The organism is Rhizobium sp. BT-226, from assembly GCF_025847085.2.
GTDB classification, from domain to species: domain Bacteria; phylum Pseudomonadota; class Alphaproteobacteria; order Rhizobiales; family Rhizobiaceae; genus Rhizobium; species Rhizobium sophorae.
Map to the genome: position 1 here is coordinate 970,387 of NZ_JAOYTI010000001.1, position 16,056 is coordinate 986,442.

Consider the following 16,056-nt stretch of genomic DNA (forward strand, 5'->3'; position numbering starts at 1 on the left):
CGGACAGCCCTCTATTGCCGCGAACCGTCAAAAAGCCCGCAGCCGATGGCACGCGCCGCCTTGAGATGAGCGGCCACATCGTCCGGCCCGGCTTCGAGCAGCAGCTCCGATGTCACTACGGGGGCGCCGCAATAGTTGAAGATGCCGTGATCGATCTGCGTCTTCATGGCGCCGAAATAGCCGTGCCGCGCATAGGTCCCGGCATCGGCGCCGCCAAGCCCGACCAGATGCACCGGCAGACGGCCGAGCAGCTTCGCCACCCCGGTACCCGAGCGATCGTCATAAGCCCAGCCATTGGTGAACACCCGGTCAATCCATCCCTTGAGCAGCCCCGGCATCGACCACCAGTAGACGGGATAGACGAGCACCAGCGCATCGGCGCGGTCGATCCTCGCCTGCTCGGCGGCGACATCGGCCGGCACCGCCTCGTCCCTCAGATGCAGGCCGAGATCGGCAGCGCTGAACCGGGGATCGAAGCCCTCGGCCGCGAGATCGGCAAACTCGACGGAATGGCCGGCATCGGAAAGTGTGACACCTTCGGCAAGATGGGCGGCAACGCCGTGGGTGAGCGACCGGGGATCGGGATGCGCGACGACGATGAGCGCGTGCATGCAGAAAACTCCTGTTGAATGATTGCGGACGGAAGACGCGGGCTGTATACCTTTGGTAAGCTACTTTCAGTAAGTTACTTTTGGTATATAGTGATGTCAAGCGCCGAAACAACAGGTCAGCCGACCGATCCGCAACCGCGCCGCCGCCTGTCGCGGCAGGATCGGCATCGCCAGTTGCTCGACGTTGCTTGGCAGATCGCCCGTGACGAGGGAACGGAAGCGCTGACCCTCGGCCGGCTTTCCGAGCGGGCGGGCGTAACGAAACCCGTTGTCTATGATCATTTCGAAACCCGCCCCGGCCTGCTCGCAGCGCTCTACCGCGAATTCGACGCCCGCCAGACGGCTGTGATGGACGCAGCCCTTGCAGCAAGCCAGCCGTCGCTCGTAGACCGGGCCACAGTCATCGCCACCTCCTATGTCGACTGCGTGCTTCTTCAGGGCCGCGAAATCCCCGGTGTGATCGCAGCACTTGCCGGCTCGCCGGAACTCGAAAGGATCAAGCGCGAATACGAAGCGGCCTTCATCGAGAAATGCCGCATCGCGCTTTCGCCCTTTACCGGTGCCGGCACGATCGCCGCAGCCGGCCTCTGGGCCATGCTCGGCGCCGCCGAAGCCCTCTCCTATGCCGCCGCGTCGGGCGACATCACCGCTGTCGAGGCAAAGAACGAACTCTTCGAAACCATCGTCGCGATGGTGGCGAGAAGTATGGGCGGCGGCACGCATCCCGCTCACCTGCGCGATACGGCCGGCCTCGCATCGAGATGATCCGGCGGGACTACCTGTATCGAATCCACCGCCCGTTTCGCCATGGAACTCGGTTATTTCGGGACGACCTGGTGAGCGACGCGACGGCCGCCTTCTCGCACCAAATGATGGATGCTGCGCACAAGCTGAACGGCCCGACCTACGCCCATGCTATTCTGACGACGGCGGAACTCATCGAAGTCTTGCCCAAGGCGTCTGCTTCAAAGGAGACAATGCCATGACCATGCTCTTCAAAATGCTCACAAGTGCCGGCTCGGAATCCCTGAACCGCGACCGGCGCAGGTTCCTGACCACCGCGGCGATCGGGATCGCCGCCGCGGGCGCGACCAGCCTGTTTCCGTCCTATCCGGCATCGGCTGCCACGGGAGATGCGATCCGCCCGTTTCGCGTCGACACTCCCGAGGCGGACCTCCTCGACCTTCGCCGGCGCGTGCTGGCAACACGCTGGCCCGAACGAGAGACGGTCGACGACCAGTCACAGGGCATACAGCTCGAAAAGATCAAGCCGCTCGTCGATTATTGGGGCACCGGCTACGACTGGCGAAAGGCGGAAGCGAAGCTGAACGCGCTGCCGCAATTCATCACCGAAATCGACGGCCTAGACATCCACTTCATTCACGTCCGCTCGAAACATCCGAATGCCCTGCCCGTCATCATCACCCATGGCTGGCCGGGATCGGTATTCGAGAACCTCAAGATCATCGGCCCGCTCACCGATCCGACCGCTCACGGCGGACGCGCCGAAGATGCGTTCGACGTGGTCATTCCGTCGATGCCGGGCTACGGCTTCTCCGGCAAGCCGACCGGCACCGGCTGGGGGCCGGACCGCATCGCGCGGGCCTGGGCGGAATTGATGAAGCGCCTCGCTTACAGCAGCTACGTCGCCCAGGGCGGCGACTGGGGCTCGCCGGTCTCCGGCGCGATGGCACGGCTCGCGCCACAAGGCCTGCTCGGCATCCACATCAACCTGCCGGCTGTCGTGCCGCCCGAAGTTGCCGCGGTGCTCGCCGCGGGCGGGCCGGCGCCGCAGCGACTCTCCACCGAGGAACGCGCGGCGTTCGATGCCCTCAGCGCCGCAGCCAAGATGGGGAACAGGTCCTATGCCACGATGATGGGCACGAGGCCGCAGACGATCGGCTACGCCATATCGGATTCCCCGGCCGGCCTTGCGGCATGGACGCTCGGTCATCCAGGCTTCACACACTGGACCTACGACAGCAGAGATCCCGAAAAGTCTCCCGACGAGGTGCTCGACGACATCACGCTTTACTGGTTGACCAACAGCGCCGCTTCCTCGGCCCGGATCTACTGGGAATATGGCGGCGGGCGCAGTCCCGTCCTTGCGGCCGGGGAGAAGACCTCCAAGATCGCGCTTCCGGTCGCCATCACCGTCTTTCCTGGGGAGAGCTATCAGGCCCCCGAGACATGGGCCCGTCGCGCCTATCGCAACCTTAGCTATTTCCACAAGGTCGACAAGGGCGGCCACTTCGCCGCCTGGGAGCAGCCGGAGCTCTTCTCCGCCGAGCTTCGAGCCGCGTTCAGGCCGTTGCGCCGACCGATATGAGAGGAGCGGCGGCCCCTCGCCGCTCAGGGATGCTGCCGCCTGGTATGATTGTCCATGATCGGCACGGGGGTCGCCTCCCTTGGCGCCAAGCTCACGGATTCCAGCCGCCGCTGCCATAAGCGCGCGTGATGATCTCAACCAGGTGGCCGTTCGGATCTTCGAAATAGACCCCGCGCCCGTTGTCGTGGTCATTGGTCTCGCTCGGCTTCCGCTGGCCGGGGTCAGCCCAGTAACGCAGGTTCCGCTCGCGAATTCGATTGAATATCGCCTCGAATTCATCATCTCCGACCAGGAAGGCGTAGTGTTGGCGGACGATCTCGCCTTCCGTATCCATATAATCGAGATTGGCGTCGTTGTCGGTCGTGACCATGTAGAACGGCCCCCAGCGCCGCGGCGCCGGCAGCCCCAACATATCGGCCAGAAAATCTGCCGAGGTCTTGCTGTCGCGAGCCAAGAGGATGGTATGATTGAAGTGGATGGCCATAGCGGTCTCTCGCAAACGAGGTGACCTGCAACTTCGATGGAGGCTTAGTTCGGTGAACACCCTCGGCCGCCTCTTGTTCCGAACCTCGGCCAAACTTGACGCGACCGTCGCGGCATCATGGCCCATCACCAAAGCAAGCGGTGACCAGCCGGCGAACGGCCCTGCCGCTTCCCGGCCTCGGCATCAGTCCGTATTCTGCCCCGCCGCCTCGAGGATCAGCTTTGTGATCTCGTCCGGGTGGGAGATCAACGACAGATGGCTGGCCTGGATTTCAATGGTCTTCGCGCCCATCCGTTTGGCCATGAAGCGTTCGAGATCGGGATTTATCGTCCGGTCCTCGGTCGAAACCGCATACCAGCTCGGCTTCGAACGCCAGGCGGCCTGCGTCGTCTTGCCGGTCAGCAGCGCCTTTTGGAATGGCTGCTGCACAGCATAGAGAACTTTCGCTTTCGCCTCCGGCAGGTCGCCGGCGAAATCACGCAGGAAGGCTTCCTCGCTCAGCCGCCCCTCGTCGCCGTCGAAGACGATGCCGGCCGAAGCCGGCGGCGTCGGGTAGGTCTTGGCGAGAGCGGTATAATCCTCACCTGCATCCGGCGCCCGCGCCGCCACATAGACGAGCGCCGAAACGTCAGGGTGCACGCCGGCCTCGGTGACCATCATACCGGAAAACGAATGCCCGACCAGAACCGTCGGGCCATCCTGCCGGTCGAGCACCCGCTTCACGGCAGCGACGGCCTCCGGCAGCGTCGTCAGCGGGTTCTGCACCGCCGTGGCATTGAGCCCGGCCGCCTGCAGGCGCGCGAGCACCTCGGTCCAGCACGAGCCGTCGGCAAACAGCCCGTGCGCCAGCACGACGTTGCGCGCCTTAACGGGAGCGGATGTCGCGGCCATGCCGCGGGTAGAAAGCAGAGAAGCGGCGGCGCCGGCAACAAGGGCAGCCGAGAAAGTCCGTCTGTTCATCATCATGATCTGGTTCCTTGTGCGTAGGGGAATTGAAGGATCGAAAGCATGTTGGCACGGAACCGAAGAACCGAAGCCAAGTCAAAATTGGTCTGTGATGCCGTATCGGAACGGTTCGCTTTGCCAGGCGCTGCCTTCGTCGCGTTGCGGTTCCAGTCGTATTCAAATGGTATTTGAAGCGCTTCGTGTATGCAGAAGCCTTGCTTACTGAGATTTATGTATTCCCATCCGATATAAAGTCAATTATTGAATACGTAAAACCTTCGTGATGCCATAAGTGTATACGCTGAGCGGCGCATCAATCGCATTTGCATACACAATCGATAGAGCCGTCGATGTTGAAACAGGTCGGGAGATAACGGAATGGCGAATGGATTCGAAACCGAGGATGACGGCGATGATCGCGGGTTGCTCTCCGACCGCATCCGCAACGCCCTGACCGACGAGATCGCCACCGGCACGCTGGCGGCGGGCGCAGCATTGGACGAACAGCAGCTTGCCGATCGTTTCGGCGCCTCCCGCACGCCGGTTCGCGAAGCGCTGCGTCAGCTGGCGGCGGGCGGGCTCGTCGAGCTTCGCGCCCGACGCGGCGGTGTCGTCGCCCGCATGACGCCGGAACGCATCATGGAAATGTTCGAAACGGTGGCCGAGATCGAGGCAGTATGCGTCAGGCTCGCCGCCTACCGCATGACGCCGCTGGAGCGCAGCCATCTGATCGAACTGCACGACCTCTCAGAGCCGATCGTCGAAGCCGGAAATTTCGATGCCTACGACAGCCTCAACCGCCAATTCCATGAAGCCATCTATCACGCCACCCACAATAGCTTCCTTGCCGAACAGGCGATCGCCGTGCGTAACCGCCTGAACGCCTTCCGGCGCACGCAGTTGCGCCAGGGCGAACGGCTCCGCCGATCCCGGGACGAACACGAGGCAATCATGCAGGCGATCGCCGAAGGCGACGGTGAGATGGCATCCCGGCGCATGCGCGCCCACATGCTGAACGCCGCCACCTCGCTCAGCCGTTTCATCGAAACCAACAAGCCGGGGGGAGTTTGACGTTCCTACGGCACGGGGCAGCGGTATTTATAGGCGATCAAGGTCGTCATCAGCTCGTCGCCGGTGGCCTCGCGAATGCCGGGATTCTCTTGGAGGAATGTACACAATGTATTGCCGATTGCTTCCGCAGTCGTTCCAACCGGCACACAGACGTTTACCCCAACGGAGTTGGCAAAATACGCCGAGTTCACCATTGCTTTGGGCGCAGGAACGACTTCGGTGAAAATACGGCGGGCCAAATACTCGTCCCGGTTCCACTTGTCCAACCAACCCGCGACATATCCGACGACAAACTGCCGTGAGCCGCCGCAATCAGAATAAAGGAGGTCACCGCTGGAAAATCCGGCGGGAATCTTTGCTGAAACCGTTGCCAACAGCGTGGCGATAAGAATGCCCGACATCACATCTCCAAAGCTCGCGATGGCGGAGCTTTGATCGGGAAAGTGTCGGAAATTAGCTTCAAACGTGTCATCTTTTTTGCTGCAACCAAAAAACAAAATGGCCGCTAATCTTGCTCAGCCTCAATAGAACCGACTGACCTCAAGCCCGCTGCCGACCGTCAGCAGCACGCTTGATATCCCTGGCTTGGCGCGAACGGCTTCCGCTGATCGGCCGATCATTGCCCCGGCGGAACGGCACCGGAAAGTTAAACTTTGGCAATCATCGCTCTTGTTGACCACCTTGCCGTTGCAGATGCCGCCGTCGTCGGCTACATCATGCCGTCAATGGTCGGGTCACCCGGCCACGTAAGCGTTAACGTCACTCAACGCGTATGATCGAACGGCTTTGCGGCTTCGATCTGCGCGACTGTGTCCTGCGGATCGAGCTTCAGAAGCCCCGGAAGGACACATGGATAACAATCAATTCAAAGTTCAAGCTTCATCGACCCCTGGCATTGAGCGGATTCGCCACGATACGCGGCGGCGCTTACTGACGGTCGAAAGCGTCATCAATATCACTCCGAGCATGCGCCGGGTCATATTGGCAGGTGACGATCTCGCCGATTTCATCAGTCTCGGTGCTGACGATCACATCAAGATCTTCACTCCCACTGCCGATGGTGGAGAAGAACGTCGTGACTACACGCCGCGCCGCTATGACAATGCCGAGCGGAAATTGACCATCGACTTCGCCCTGCACGAAGCAGGCCCGGTGACCCAATGGGCGATCAATTCGCGCCCCGGCGACAGGCTCGAGATCGGCGGACCAAGGGGCTCCGCCGTAGTTTCCGCAACAGTCAAACGGTGGCTGCTGATTGGCGACGAAACCGCGTTGCCGGCGATCGGCCGCCGGATCGAGGAGAGCGGCGCCGGAACCGTCATCACCACAATCGCAGCCGTCACCGGCCCCTTGGAAGAGCAGAGCTTCGAGACATCAGCCGAACTGCACCTCCACTGGGCGCATCGGCCTCTCTCGCAGGCAACCGATGCCGCAGCGCTGCTGAAGCTGTTGAGCGCGGTCGATATCCAGCCGGAGACCTTCGTCTGGGTCGCGGCGGAAGCCTCGGTGACACGCGATATCCGCGCCTACCTGCTGGAACGAGGTTGCCCACTCGGCTGGATCAAGGCGTCCGGCTACTGGGTATTCGGCAAGGCCGATACGACGGAGAAGTTCGGCTAGGCGGCGAGGCGTCTACGGACCGCCGCTCCCGAAACTGGGGCGACGGCCGGACAAGCTGATCGAAAAGAGTCACAAATTCAGTTGCGATTTAATCGGATACGATGTATATGTAACTCCTAGTATTCAGAGCCTGGATAGGATGAAACCATGCCCGTATCTAAAACCGCAAGACAGCCTGGGACGCCTGCGCCCGCCTCCCCGTCAGCGGGCAAGGACGGCCGGAAACTTTCCAACTTTCTGTGCTTCGCGGTCTATTCTGCAAATCTCGCCTTCGGCCGCGCCTACAAGCCGATCCTGGATGAACTTGGCCTGACCTATACGCAATACATCGCCATGGTGGCCCTCTCCGAAGAGGACGACCAGACCGTTGGAGTGTTGGGGGAAAAAATGTTCCTCGAATCCAACACGCTGACGCCCATCCTCAAGAAGCTGGAGTCGAATGGCTATATCACCCGTCACCGCGATCCCGCCGACGAACGGCAGGTACGGGTCAGCCTGACGCCGGCAGGGCGCCAACTCGTTGAAACCGATCCCGGCAACGCGCTGCTTGGGGCCACCGGCCTTGGCGACGACTTTCCCGTCGTGCAGAAATCGGTGACGACGCTGCGCGACAACCTCCTACGGTCAACTCAGGGCGAACCGGGGAAATCGTGATCGCGGCATTTGCGATCGCGGCATGAGGAAAATCAAAGACCTAAAACGTGGCAAGCGAATCTAAAGGATCGCAACACGCTTTAAGTCTACTGCCGCAGCGGCCGGAACGCCGTCCTGAGCTCGGCAGTGAAAACCATCGGCTGTTCCCAGGCGGCGAAGTGACCGCCCTTCGGCAACCGGTTGTAATGGATGAGCTTCGGATAGGCCTTCTCCGCCCAGCTCTGCGGCGCCTGGTAGATCTCGTCGGGAAAAGCACTGACCGCCACCGGGATCTTGATCCCCCTGGGGTCGAAGAACCCGCCCGACGGATGGTGCGCGTTGTCCCAATAGAGTCGTGCCGAGGAGATTGCTGTGTTCGTCAGCCAGTAGAGCGTGACGTTGTCGAGGATATCGTCCTTGGTCAACCCCTCGGGCTCTCCGTCGAAAACGCGGGCGATCATCCGATAACTGCGGATGTCGTGATCGAGCATCCACGACGCAAGCCCGACCGGCGAGTCGACGATCCCGTAGAGCGTCTGCGGCCGGTTGTTCATCTCGATGGCATAGCCCAGCCCATTCTTGTAAAAATCGTCGAGCTGATCGAAGGCGCGCCTTTCGTCCGGCGACAGGTCGGCTGGCGGCATGCCACCGGCGGCAAGAGCCTTGGCGATGTCAGCAGGAACCGTGGCCGCCATGTTCGTGTGAATGCCGAGCAATCCCGCCGGCTCCTGCACCGCCATCAATTCGGTCACCGCATTGCCCCAGTCGCCACCCTGCGCCACGAACTTCGTGTAGCCGAGACGTTGCATCAGCGTCGCCCAGGCATGCGCGATGCGGGGCGGGTTCCAGTTCCCCGACCCCGTCGGTTTCCCGGAAAAGCCGTAACCCGGCAAAGACGGGATCACCACGTCAAATGCGTCCTCTTCGCTCCCGCCATGCGCTGTCGGATCGGTGAGCGGTTCGATGATCTTCAGTTGCTCGATGATCGAGCCGGGCCATCCATGCGTGACGATCAGCGGCAGCGCATTTTTATGCTTGGAGCGGACGTGAATGAAGTGGATATCCAGCCCGTCGATCTCGGTGATGAATTGCGGCAAAGCATTGAGCCGCGCCTCCATCTTGCGCCAGTCGTAATCCGTCGCCCAATGCTTGGCGAGTTTCTGGATTGTCGCGAGCTGCACGCCCTGCGTATCATCCGCGACGGTCTCCTTATCAGGCCAACGGGTGGCCGCGACGCGCCGGCGCAAATCGTCAAGCTGATCCTCGGGGAAATTGACGCTGAACGGGCTAAGCCCGTCGCCGTTTGCCTCAGCGCTACGCGTCCCGGCAAGCATGCCGATGGCTCCGGCTGCGGCCGTGGCCGCAAGCAGCTCGCGCCGCGTGGGCGTTGACAGGGATGTGGGCGGCATGACGCTCTCCTCTTCGTTTGATCTGTTCGGAAACGGACGAAGATCGACTGACCGACCTCGTTCGCAACAGCAGGTCATTCGCGTCTGTCTGGGGACTATGCGCCCGGGCAATACAGGGGTCAACTTACCCTGTCAGGCTATGCCTCGACTGTCTCGATGGACGACCGGTCATTGCAAAGAGCCATGGCTGCGGGCAGCATGGGCGCGAGATCGATGAGGCAGAGGAGATTGCATGCCCGACATCGCGATGGGCGTCTTGAGCCAGAACGGAACCGTTCTTCTGGCCAAGCGCAGTTCCAAGCGCAGGGTGCACCCGGATCGGTGGAGCCTCCCGGGCGGCCATATCGAACACGGCGAAGACGCCGAGACGGCAATGCGCCGGGAATTGATGGAAGAAATAGGCGTGACGCCGCAGCGCTTGCAGTTTGCTGGGAAGTTCGTATCGGAAGACCCGCCTGAGGCATCCGTCACCTTCCATGTCTACCGCATCGATCAGTGGCACGGCTATCCGCGGCTGGTCGATGACGAACACACCGAGCTTAGATGGTTTAGTGTCGCCACGATAGAATGCGATGTCGAGCTGGCGCCACCTCAACTCGGCAAAATGCTCGCAAACCTGGTCAGCCGGGAGACGGGGAAGCCCGCTTAGATCTCTTGGCGGCCATGATCCCGCGCCGGCTGGGTCCTGAGCCTACGGAGCATGATGCCGGACGACATCGTCAAGCGCGCCTTCCTCCATCTTCTCGGCGGCCCTGGCATAGCCGCCGCCCATTCCATCGAGGAAATGCAGGTGCGAATCCGGCCTGTCCGATGGCACGAGACAGGTCATCAGCGCATGGGATTGCCAATGCAGTCCGAACTTGATTTTGCCGCGCGCCCTCGCCGGAACGAGGATCGCTTCGACCCTGTCGATCTGCTCCGGCGTGCAGTCCAGCGTCAGGCGCAAACCGTCGTCGAATTTGCGGAAATCCGAATTGGCGGCGACCTCCGCCCAGCCTTTCGCATCGACCTGCTTCCCGCTGTCTCCTGACATGGGAACATCGCCGGGAAGCGGATGAGATTGGCGCGGTGCGGCATCGAAAATCGCAAGCACGCGTTTCGCCAGCGCCGCAAAGACCTCGGGACGGGTATGGTCATTTGGCTCGACCAGCAGCGACAGGATCTCGCCCCTCTGGCTTGGGAACGGCGTCCAGTCACAACTGAGGCCGGTCAGATCGGGCTTCGTCGCGTAGCGGCCCGGCTTGACCAGATACCGGCCGTTCTTGATCTGCTGCTCCGCCCATTTGAGCCCGCCCCCTGTAAACATCGCATAGTTCGCGTTCCCGGAGGCGGCATAACGGGCAATTCTGACGTCGCGCCCACTGGTGCGGATTTCGCGCACGGTCAGCAGCCCGATACGAAGGGTAAGATCGAGATCGGCTCTTGCAAAGCCCGCGACCTGCCGCAATGCCGATGTCGCCGCCATGATGCCTTGCGGCGGCAAGGCAAATGCCGCCCCGTCTCCGCGAAACACGAAGGGGAAATCGAACGATCTCCAGGCATTGCCGAGGGCAGCGATAACAGATGCGCCCGCATAATTGACGTCTTCGTAGCGCCCCGACCGGATCGCCGTGGTCGAGTTGACGACATCAGTGATGCCGATCAGCCAGTCATCTGGCAACGGCTGATAGACATCGGGGTCGAGCACATGTGAAAACTCGTCATAGGCCTGGTGCGACTGGCCGTGGCTATTGATCATGGCTTGCTCTCCAGATCGGCAAGGTTTCCCGTGCCTGCTACCTCAGCAAGAGGTCTGCCGGCCGGCAGGCCCTCCGCATCAAATCCTTCGGCGATGACGTCTGCCCTCGCCCGCTCAGACAAGCTTGGTCTCGACGTCGATATTGCCGTGTGTCGCCTTGGAATAAGGGCAGATGCCATGTGCTGCCTCGATCAGCTCTTGCGCAACGTCGCGATCGATGCCGGATAGGCTGACATTGAGGCGCGCCCTCAGGAAGAAGGAGCCGTTGTCGGCGTTGAGAGTAATCTCCGCGTCGACCTCGGGACCGGCCGGCAGCGTGATCTTTCTCTGGGCAGCGGCAAGTTCGATGGCGCCGATGTAGCAGGCCGACCAGGCGATGCCGAACAGGTTTTCGGCGGCCGGATGCGGCTGCGGCAGCTTGATGTCGATCGTCCCGTCGCTGCTGCGCGCGGAGCCGTCGCGGCCGCCGGAGATGTGGGTTTTGCCGGTAAAGAGAAGCTTCTCGGTCATGGTGATATCCTTTCGGTCTAAGTTTGATACGTGTCCGATTAAATCGGATGCGCTTTAATACGCCCCACCAAAATCAATGTCAACAACATTCCGATTTAATCGGATGCGATTTATTTGCAAATGTGGAAACGCGCCATATCCGGGCAACCCTCAGCGGCAGCTATGCGAACAAGCTGGCCCGGCTCCGTTCGGGGCTGCCAGGCCGACGCCGCCGCGCTCCCCTTCGAAGATGGCGCCTTCGATGCAGTGGTCGCGATGCATATGCTCTATCACCTGCCCGACCCGGCCGCAGGCATGGCGGACATGTCGAGAGTGCTGAGACCGGGCGGCTTACTCGCAGTCACAACCAACGGCGCCGGCAATATGCGTGAGATCTACGCGCTGACGACCGTATTCGGCAGTGCCCCATACGATCCGGCTGCCGAAGCCTTCGGATATGACGCTGCCGAGCGATCGATGCGGTCGCAGTTTGGAAACGTGATAATGTCGCAGCAACCGGCAAGCCTGCGGATCACCGAGCCTGAGGATGTCTTCCTGGCGCTCACCTCCTATCCGCCCGGCGATGGCGCCGACGAAACCCAACTCGTCAGGTTCCGTCAAGCCATTGCCGATGCGTTCAGCCAACGCGACGGCGTGCTTGAGGTCAGCAAAGAGACTGCGCTGTTCCTGAGCAGAAAGACGGTCTGATCGGTGCCGTGGGGCGTTCAGACCTTCTCTTTTTTCCTGATTTTTTCCTTCGGTTCCACCGGTGCATCGGGCGTCGGCGCCAACAGCTTGCGCAGCGACGAGATCTTGTCCTTCACCAGCGGCCGGAAGCGCGTGGCACGATAGGGCATGTCGGCCGCGCCATAACCTTCCGGCCCGTCGTCATTGCCGCGGTTGATCTCCGCGAGCTTCACCCCGATGAAGGTGCCGTCGATATAATGGGTATATTCACCCACCCAGCGGATCGTATAGATCTCGCCCTTGCGGATCAGCTGGTCGATGCTGACATGCTTGAAGGTGTCGTTGATGCAGATGACCTTCTGGCCGACATGGAAATCATAGCTCATGGATCAAACTCTCGAAACGCAATCGGCTCGCCGATCTATAGCGCGCCCTGCGGCAGGGATGAACCGTTTTTTGGCAGCCGAGGCCGATGCTGCGACATCAGCCGCACCCGCGCCGCATGGCTTAGGCGATATGCATCAGTCGCAATAGGCCTTGCCGCTCTTGCGGGAGCGAAGATCGAAGTGGAAGTGGTTCCAGTGCTCCGGGTTGCTGCCCGGCCCGAGCACGGTATTGAAATAGCGGCAGCTGTCGCTGCGCACCGCCTTCAGCAGCCGCCCTTCGCGTAGCGAGAACAGGCCCTTCTTGCGCACGTCGATCTCATGGCCGTTCTTCAGCACGAACTTGCCGACGTCGATGGCGTTGCCGCGGGCGTGTTCCGACATCGGATTGTATCTCTGCCGGCTGTTGTTCATGCGCCGGCAGGAATAGCCGCCGAGCGGCTGGATGGTCTTGATGCCGGACCAGTAACGGTAGCGGGCGGACGGCGCCAGTTCGTTCTTCACCCATTTGGCGAAGGCAAGCGTCACCTGGCAGTTCAGCGTTACAGCCGGGCGGACGCCGATATTGCCGGAAAGCCCCTTCAGCGACACCGGATAAGGCACCCGGCAGGCCGGGCCGTTCGAAATCGGCGGCTTGTCGTCGAAGAGCACCCCCATGCGCTTCAGCTCGCGCCGGCAGGCAAGCTCGGAGGACGGCATGACGCTGGGATCGACGGGTGCTGCCGGTTGGCTCATCATCGGATTGTTCGGCCGCAGCATCGCGACCTCTTCGCTCTCGTCCTCTTCGGGAACACGGGCCGGCGCCACCACAGGGCTGCCGTCGTTCCACGCGGGCGCCCGGCTCATCTGTGCCTCGGCCGCCGGCTGCGGCATTGGCTGCTGCGGGGGCTGGCGCATGGGCTGGTTGAGCTGCGTTGGATTATCGGTGCCGATGCCGTCGACAACCGGCTCGGTGGCGTTGCCCTCGGCGATCTGCTGATGTTGTTCCTGCGCCAGCCCGACGACCGGCTCCGCCCCGAGATCGTCATCCATGTTGACGCCGCCCGACGGGATCGCAAGCGCCTGCGTGCCGCCCCAGTTGCCGCTCGGTTGGCCTGCCGCCAGCGCCTCGTCGCTGTCGATCATCGGTAGCCTACCCCCCTGCGCCCGCTGCGCGTGGCCGGTGCCGGCAAGGTTTGGCGTATCGAGATAATCGACGGAGCCCTGGCTATTGCCGACGGGCGCGCTGGAAACCGGATAGGAGGCCTGGCTCTCCACCGGCGCCATGCGCACGGCAGGCGCCATGCGCGCTGCCCCCCGCGACGGCGAAATCGAGCTGACCCTGGTGCCGTTGTCGACATTGGCCGGCGGCACCAGCCCGTCGCTGATCGAACAGGTCGTCAGCGCCACCGAGAGCAGCACGGGCAAAAGGGATCGCCGAGGAAAGGAAACAAACGCCATACTCTTATCGCTTCCGCAGGCTGGCTGGGCAGTGACCGAAAAAACTCACTCCAATTTTAATTAAAAACGGTGAATGAAAACTTACCGGCACAATCTGAACGCGACGGAAATGAAAAAGGCCGGTTTCCCGGCCTCTCATCTCTACGTTTCCTCACGCTGCCCGTGTGTATCGGGTCACCGGCGGCGGCTCCCCGCGCAGGCGGAAATTCGAAAGCAGCGTCTTCAGCTGGGTGCTCTCGTCGGCGAGCGTGCGGCTTGCCGCCGTCGTCTCCTCCACCATCGCGGCATTCTGCTGCGTCATCTGGTCCATGTGATTGACGGAGCCGTTGATCTCGTTCAGCCCGGTCGACTGCTCGCGCGCCGCCGTCGCGATCGATGCGACGTGATCGTTGACCTGGTTGACCAGCGCCTCGATCTCCAGCAGCGCCTCGCCCGTCGAGCGCACCAGCGCCACCCCGCCCTCGACCTCAGTCGCCGACCGGCTGATCAACTCCTTGATCTCCTTGGCCGCATTGGCGGACCGCTGGGCAAGTTCACGCACTTCCTGGGCGACGACGGCAAAGCCGCGGCCCGCCTCGCCCGCCCGCGCAGCCTCGACGCCGGCATTCAGCGCCAAAAGGTTCGTCTGGAAGGCGATTTCGTCGATGACCGAGATGATCTGACCGATGCGGTTGGACGAATCCTCGATCCGGCCCATCGCCGTCACCGCGTTGCGGACGATCTCGCCGGATTTTCCGGCACTCGCCTTGGTCTCGGCCACCATCTCGCGCGCCTCGTTCGCCCGTTCGGATGCGGTCTTGACCGTCGCGGTGATCTCGTCGAGCGCTGCGGCCGTTTCTTCCAGCGCAGCAGCCTGCTGTTCCGTGCGCTTCGACAAATTACCCGTCGCCTCGCTGATATCGGACGCGCTGTCGTTGACGACGCGGCTCGATTCGGCGATCGCGTGGATGACGCCGTTCAGCGCGTCGACCGCCGCATTGAAGTCATTCCTGAGCTTGGCGTAATCGTCGCCGATATCGCCGATCGCGACCGTCAGATCGCCGCTCGCAAGCTTTTCGAGGCCGACGCCGAGCGCCTGCATCGCATGGGTCTGCCGTTCGGAGGCAGAGCGCAGGCTCGCCTCGTTGCCGCGGCGCTCTTCTTCGATCTGCCGCTGCCTCTCGTCTTCCCGACCGCGCAGCGCGCTGCGCTCATCGACGGAGTCGCGCAGCACCAGCAGCACCTTGGCCATCTGGCCGACCTCGTCGCGATACTCGCTGCCGGCGATCTCTACCGACGCTTCTTCGGCAGCAATCGCATTCATCGCTTTCCTCAGCCGGGCAATCGGCGCCGTCACGCTGCGCACGATGGCAAAGGCGATCGCGATCGTCGCCGCAGCGCCAATCAGGCAGGCCATCGTGGCCCAGAGCAAATTCTGGCGATAAAGCGCGGCAAGGTCGTCGGCATAGACGCCGGTGCCGACGATCCAGCCCCAGGGCTCGAAACCGGCGACATAGGAGTATTTCAGCACTGGCTCATCGGCGCCCGGCTTCGGCCAGAGATAGTCGACGAAACCCTTGCCGTCCTTCTTCACCTTATTGACGAACTCGACGAACAGGAATTTGCCGGTCGGGTCCTTCATCTGCGAGATATCGGTACCATCAAGCGCCGGCTTGATCGGGTGCATCACCATTTTGGGATGCATATCGTTGATCCAGAAATAGCCGTCGGCGCCGTAGCGCATCGCGCCGATCACGTCCTTGGCGGCCGCCTGCGCCTGCTCGCGGGTCATCGTGCCCGCCTGCTCCATCTTGTAATATTTTTCGAAGATGCCGAGCGCCGTCGCATCGAGTTGCGCCAGCCCTGCCTTCCGCTCCGCTTCCAGCTCGGAATAGGAATAGTTCAGAAAGAAGACCATCGTCGCCGTGAGCACGGCAAGCGTGAAGGCGACGAGGCAGTAAAGACGGGTGGAAATCTTGACGTTGCGCATGAGGTTCCCGGCGATTCTTTGTGTGAGATCAGTCCCACACTGAACCATCGGAATTACTGGAGCGTAAAGCTTAATTAGAAGATGATTAAATAACGTAAGGGGATGCTGCGGTTGCAAAATTCAACCAGTTGAAATCGAATGAAATTTCAATTGGAAACGGATGCGGCATTTCTTCCGTTCATCGCCCGCAGCGCCAGGCCTTCCCATCTTTTACAGCCCACGGCCTTGCACTAGGGTCTTTCTCAGTG

General features: G+C 61.8%; 17 protein-coding genes and 2 pseudogenes. 8 read left to right on the forward strand and 11 right to left on the reverse strand.

The window, feature by feature from the left end:
- Positions 1-11 precede the first annotated feature (11 nt).
- Positions 12-611, reverse strand: a complete 600-nt coding sequence (locus OIU37_RS04975) for an NAD(P)H-dependent oxidoreductase (RefSeq protein WP_264256152.1) — start codon at positions 609-611, stop codon at positions 12-14.
- 93 nt (positions 612-704) lie between these two features.
- On the opposite strand from OIU37_RS04975, the gene OIU37_RS04980 reads away from it, so the two are divergent.
- The 3 genes from OIU37_RS04980 (at position 705) to OIU37_RS04990 (ending at position 2,940) form a co-directional block, all read left to right on the forward strand.
- Complete coding sequence (locus OIU37_RS04980) at positions 705-1,376, forward strand: TetR/AcrR family transcriptional regulator (protein WP_171602843.1); 672 nt, start codon at positions 705-707, stop codon at positions 1,374-1,376.
- A gap of 71 nt (positions 1,377-1,447) precedes the next feature.
- The gene (locus OIU37_RS04985) at positions 1,448-1,597 is read left to right on the forward strand and encodes a hypothetical protein (protein ID WP_264256156.1); all 150 of its coding nucleotides are present in this window, start codon (positions 1,448-1,450) and stop codon (positions 1,595-1,597) included.
- On the forward strand, positions 1,594-2,940 hold the full coding sequence (locus OIU37_RS04990) for an epoxide hydrolase family protein (RefSeq protein ID WP_264256158.1): 1,347 nt from the start codon (positions 1,594-1,596) through the stop codon (positions 2,938-2,940). The genes OIU37_RS04985 and OIU37_RS04990 overlap by 4 nt, the downstream gene beginning before the upstream one ends.
- Positions 2,941-3,031: 91 nt before the next feature.
- Here the strand turns inward: OIU37_RS04990 and OIU37_RS04995 are convergent, their stop codons facing one another.
- Together OIU37_RS04995 and OIU37_RS05000 are read right to left on the reverse strand one after the other, a co-directional pair.
- Complete coding sequence (locus tag OIU37_RS04995) at positions 3,032-3,424, reverse strand: VOC family protein (protein WP_171602846.1); 393 nt, start codon at positions 3,422-3,424, stop codon at positions 3,032-3,034.
- 183 nt (positions 3,425-3,607) lie between these two features.
- A complete protein-coding gene (locus tag OIU37_RS05000; RefSeq protein ID WP_182210146.1) occupies positions 3,608-4,390 on the reverse strand; it encodes an alpha/beta fold hydrolase in 783 nt (260 codons plus the stop codon).
- Positions 4,391-4,747: 357 nt separating this feature from the next.
- Between OIU37_RS05000 and OIU37_RS05005 the strand changes: the two genes are divergently transcribed.
- Complete coding sequence (locus OIU37_RS05005) at positions 4,748-5,440, forward strand: GntR family transcriptional regulator (RefSeq protein ID WP_168284355.1); 693 nt, start codon at positions 4,748-4,750, stop codon at positions 5,438-5,440.
- A gap of 5 nt (positions 5,441-5,445) precedes the next feature.
- On the opposite strand, the gene OIU37_RS05010 is transcribed toward OIU37_RS05005, so the two are convergent.
- Together OIU37_RS05010 and OIU37_RS05015 are read right to left on the reverse strand one after the other, a co-directional pair.
- Positions 5,446-5,841, reverse strand: coding sequence for a hypothetical protein (locus OIU37_RS05010; protein ID WP_221981589.1), 396 nt, complete (start codon positions 5,839-5,841; stop codon positions 5,446-5,448).
- Between the two features lie 120 nt (positions 5,842-5,961).
- Positions 5,962-6,051 (reverse strand): annotated as a pseudogene (locus OIU37_RS05015) (methyltransferase); the annotation flags it as partial.
- Between the two features lie 238 nt (positions 6,052-6,289).
- Here OIU37_RS05015 and OIU37_RS05020 point away from each other — a divergent pair.
- Positions 6,290-7,060 (forward strand): siderophore-interacting protein, encoded by a 771-nt coding sequence (locus tag OIU37_RS05020; protein WP_264256168.1) that lies wholly within the window; start codon positions 6,290-6,292, stop codon positions 7,058-7,060.
- Between the two features lie 147 nt (positions 7,061-7,207).
- Positions 7,208-7,714 carry a MarR family winged helix-turn-helix transcriptional regulator gene (locus OIU37_RS05025; protein ID WP_168313833.1) on the forward strand — a complete coding sequence of 169 codons (507 nt, stop codon included), beginning with the start codon at positions 7,208-7,210 and terminating at the stop codon, positions 7,712-7,714.
- Between the two features lie 86 nt (positions 7,715-7,800).
- Here the strand turns inward: OIU37_RS05025 and OIU37_RS05030 are convergent, their stop codons facing one another.
- Positions 7,801-9,102 (reverse strand): epoxide hydrolase family protein, encoded by a 1,302-nt coding sequence (locus OIU37_RS05030; protein ID WP_264256170.1) that lies wholly within the window; start codon positions 9,100-9,102, stop codon positions 7,801-7,803.
- Between the two features lie 232 nt (positions 9,103-9,334).
- On the opposite strand from OIU37_RS05030, the gene OIU37_RS05035 reads away from it, so the two are divergent.
- Complete coding sequence (locus OIU37_RS05035) at positions 9,335-9,751, forward strand: NUDIX hydrolase (protein ID WP_264256172.1); 417 nt, start codon at positions 9,335-9,337, stop codon at positions 9,749-9,751.
- A gap of 42 nt (positions 9,752-9,793) precedes the next feature.
- On the opposite strand, the gene OIU37_RS05040 is transcribed toward OIU37_RS05035, so the two are convergent.
- Positions 9,794-10,840, reverse strand: coding sequence for a DUF3095 domain-containing protein (locus OIU37_RS05040; RefSeq protein WP_264256174.1), 1,047 nt, complete (start codon positions 10,838-10,840; stop codon positions 9,794-9,796).
- A 114-nt stretch (positions 10,841-10,954) separates the two neighbouring features.
- Positions 10,955-11,350 carry an Ohr family peroxiredoxin gene (locus OIU37_RS05045; protein WP_168311644.1) on the reverse strand — a complete coding sequence of 132 codons (396 nt, stop codon included), beginning with the start codon at positions 11,348-11,350 and terminating at the stop codon, positions 10,955-10,957.
- A gap of 171 nt (positions 11,351-11,521) precedes the next feature.
- Between OIU37_RS05045 and OIU37_RS05050 the strand changes: the two are divergent.
- Positions 11,522-12,037, forward strand: a pseudogene (locus OIU37_RS05050) (class I SAM-dependent methyltransferase); the annotation flags it as partial.
- Positions 12,038-12,054: 17 nt separating this feature from the next.
- On the opposite strand, the gene OIU37_RS05055 reads toward OIU37_RS05050, so the two are convergent.
- From OIU37_RS05055 to OIU37_RS05065, 3 genes are all read right to left on the reverse strand, one after another.
- Positions 12,055-12,402: a CAP-Gly domain protein gene (locus tag OIU37_RS05055; protein WP_264256176.1), complete on the reverse strand. Its 348-nt coding sequence runs from the start codon at positions 12,400-12,402 to the stop codon at positions 12,055-12,057.
- Positions 12,403-12,537: 135 nt separating this feature from the next.
- Positions 12,538-13,839 carry an extensin family protein gene (locus OIU37_RS05060; RefSeq protein ID WP_264256177.1) on the reverse strand — a complete coding sequence of 434 codons (1,302 nt, stop codon included), beginning with the start codon at positions 13,837-13,839 and terminating at the stop codon, positions 12,538-12,540.
- 151 nt (positions 13,840-13,990) lie between these two features.
- The gene (locus tag OIU37_RS05065; protein ID WP_168313840.1) at positions 13,991-15,808 is read right to left on the reverse strand and encodes a methyl-accepting chemotaxis protein; all 1,818 of its coding nucleotides are present in this window, start codon (positions 15,806-15,808) and stop codon (positions 13,991-13,993) included.
- Between the last annotated feature and the right edge of the window lie 248 nt (positions 15,809-16,056).

Coding starts and splice junctions, on each gene's coding strand:
- OIU37_RS04975 (WP_264256152.1), bottom strand. CDS start 611: ATGCACGCGCTCATCGTCGTCGCGCATCCCGATCCCCGGTCGCTCACC.
- OIU37_RS04980 (WP_171602843.1), top strand. CDS start 705: ATGTCAAGCGCCGAAACAACAGGTCAGCCGACCGATCCGCAACCGCGC.
- OIU37_RS04990 (WP_264256158.1), top strand. CDS start 1,594: ATGACCATGCTCTTCAAAATGCTCACAAGTGCCGGCTCGGAATCCCTG.
- OIU37_RS04995 (WP_171602846.1), bottom strand. CDS start 3,424: ATGGCCATCCACTTCAATCATACCATCCTCTTGGCTCGCGACAGCAAG.
- OIU37_RS05000 (WP_182210146.1), bottom strand. CDS start 4,390: ATGATGATGAACAGACGGACTTTCTCGGCTGCCCTTGTTGCCGGCGCC.
- OIU37_RS05005 (WP_168284355.1), top strand. CDS start 4,748: ATGGCGAATGGATTCGAAACCGAGGATGACGGCGATGATCGCGGGTTG.
- OIU37_RS05010 (WP_221981589.1), bottom strand. CDS start 5,841: ATGTCGGGCATTCTTATCGCCACGCTGTTGGCAACGGTTTCAGCAAAG.
- OIU37_RS05020 (WP_264256168.1), top strand. CDS start 6,290: ATGGATAACAATCAATTCAAAGTTCAAGCTTCATCGACCCCTGGCATT.
- OIU37_RS05025 (WP_168313833.1), top strand. CDS start 7,208: ATGCCCGTATCTAAAACCGCAAGACAGCCTGGGACGCCTGCGCCCGCC.
- OIU37_RS05030 (WP_264256170.1), bottom strand. CDS start 9,102: ATGCCGCCCACATCCCTGTCAACGCCCACGCGGCGCGAGCTGCTTGCG.
- OIU37_RS05035 (WP_264256172.1), top strand. CDS start 9,335: ATGCCCGACATCGCGATGGGCGTCTTGAGCCAGAACGGAACCGTTCTT.
- OIU37_RS05040 (WP_264256174.1), bottom strand. CDS start 10,840: ATGATCAATAGCCACGGCCAGTCGCACCAGGCCTATGACGAGTTTTCA.
- OIU37_RS05045 (WP_168311644.1), bottom strand. CDS start 11,350: ATGACCGAGAAGCTTCTCTTTACCGGCAAAACCCACATCTCCGGCGGC.
- OIU37_RS05055 (WP_264256176.1), bottom strand. CDS start 12,402: ATGAGCTATGATTTCCATGTCGGCCAGAAGGTCATCTGCATCAACGAC.
- OIU37_RS05060 (WP_264256177.1), bottom strand. CDS start 13,839: ATGGCGTTTGTTTCCTTTCCTCGGCGATCCCTTTTGCCCGTGCTGCTC.
- OIU37_RS05065 (WP_168313840.1), bottom strand. CDS start 15,808: ATGCGCAACGTCAAGATTTCCACCCGTCTTTACTGCCTCGTCGCCTTC.